Origin of the sequence: Ruminococcus sp. 5_1_39BFAA (assembly GCF_964240875.1) — a bacterium.
Classification (GTDB): domain Bacteria; phylum Bacillota; class Clostridia; order Lachnospirales; family Lachnospiraceae; genus Blautia_A.
This window is the reverse complement of record NZ_CAXSVO010000084.1, coordinates 1-1,712: the sequence shown is the minus strand read 5'-3', so window position 1 is coordinate 1,712 and position 1,712 is coordinate 1. Positions and strand designations below refer to the sequence as shown.

At 46.9% G+C, this 1,712-nt stretch carries 1 protein-coding gene; it reads right to left on the bottom strand.

Annotated elements, in window-relative coordinates; translation table 11 throughout:
• Nucleotides 1–205: 205 nt before the first annotated feature.
• Nucleotides 206–1,576, bottom strand: coding sequence for an IS1380 family transposase (locus ACESZH_RS23845; RefSeq protein ID WP_373219578.1), 1,371 nt, complete (start codon nucleotides 1,574–1,576; stop codon nucleotides 206–208).
• Nucleotides 1,577–1,712 lie beyond the last annotated feature (136 nt).

The following is a 1,712-nucleotide window of genomic DNA, read 5'->3' as shown; positions in this document are numbered from 1 at the left end:
ACCTGAATCCGTGAAACTGGTTGTTTTATGATGCCAATCCCAAATCGGATTGGCTTATTCTTGATAAATAGTTCTTCAAAGACAGTATTTTAATGTATCTGGATTGATTTTGGTTCCAAATGACGGTTAGGAACACTAGAAATCCTTTCAAAAGGGCACACTTTCCCCTTGGTTTCTCAAAGGCTACCTGGAAGGATGACATTTATCACCGGAAATCCGCAAATGCTGTATACACCTGCGCAAAAGCATACCGCCATGTATTACTTCGGCCAAGGACTAACAACAACTGCCGGGCATGCTCTGTAACGTGACTTGCCATCATGATCATATTACCAATCACCGTACGCAGCCTTCTGCGCCTGACTGTATGTTTTGTCTCTGTGCCCTTCCTTCCGATGCTTTCCTGTCCGATCATCCGCAGAATGTTATAGGCCAGGATTGCCAGTTCCAGTACCAGCTCATTGGTCTCAAATTTGCCGGATGGCAGCCGCTCCAAATCCATATCGGTCTTGATCTCGCTATGGAACTGCTCGCATTCGCCGTGGGCATGGTAGAGTCCTATGACTTCGCGGTCAGTCATTCCAAGGTTTGTCCACCAGGTATTGACTTCAATGTCGCCTTCCAGAAGGAACTGGCCATATTTATCAATGGTACGGTTTATGATCTCGTACCCGGCACGGACGGTGATGGTTTTTTCCGCATCATCCACTGTTTTATAGGAAACCGGTTTCCAGTCGCTGCCGATATAGACGGTTTTCCCTTCACGGGGAGTTTCGATATCTTGGCTGTATTCCTGTGCCATCTGCAGCCAGTCCTCTTTGCTTTCCCTGCGGAGGTTGCGTTTTATGATGAAATAACAGCCTGCTTCCACCAGGATACCGATATTCTCTGCGGCATCGTTTCCTGAATCAAGGCGGATCAGGAGCGGTTCATCCGTGATCTCCCTGCACATACGGATGGTTTCCCGTAAAAACTCAGGGGTATGCTTCTGGCAATGCTGTTTTCCTTCCCGGAGTTCACAGTTGACCAGATAGCCTTCCGTTCCAATATATGCCATGATCGGCGCATAGCCGTCACATCCCTTATAAGTTCTGGAAACACCCTGCTTTTTGGTTTTGGAATTGTCAAAGGGCGTGACATCAATATCCACAGGCACATAACCGTTCGGAAGTTTTCCCGGTACAATGCCATTATCCCTGAGCATCTTGATGTTTTCCGCAAGGATATAAGAACGCATGGATGAGCCAATGTCATCCATCCGCTGGCGCAGCGTCTCCTCAGAAGGGATGCTTCTGGCAATGCCAAGTGCGTATTTGTAAAAATCCGGGTCGTCATCAAACTCATGGACGGACTCATAAGCAGGTTTCCCCATGGTGAGAAGTCCGATATAAGTGAGCAGGACATCCCCGTTCTTGATCTGGTGCTGTGAACGGTTTGGGGTGACATCCATACGGTTGCACCGCTTTACGAAGTCGCTTTTGCCGAGAATGGCACCGACAACTGCAAGGCCGCTGGCTGGGATGATCCGCTCATTGGTAAACTCAATTTTTATCTTTTTCATGATGACTGCCTCCATGGTGTTTTCTTATGGAATATTGTATCAGAAAACATCACCAAATGGGTGATATTGTTAATCCTTTTAAACGTATCGACAGACCGCATAAACAAAGTGATTGCAGCATGAAATAATAATTAAACTCCACGGATTAAGG

Bases quoted from the DNA above. Each gene is read 5' to 3' on its own strand.
- ACESZH_RS23845 (WP_373219578.1), bottom strand. From the start codon at position 1,576: ATGGAGGCAGTCATCATGAAAAAGATAAAAATTGAGTTTACCAATGAG.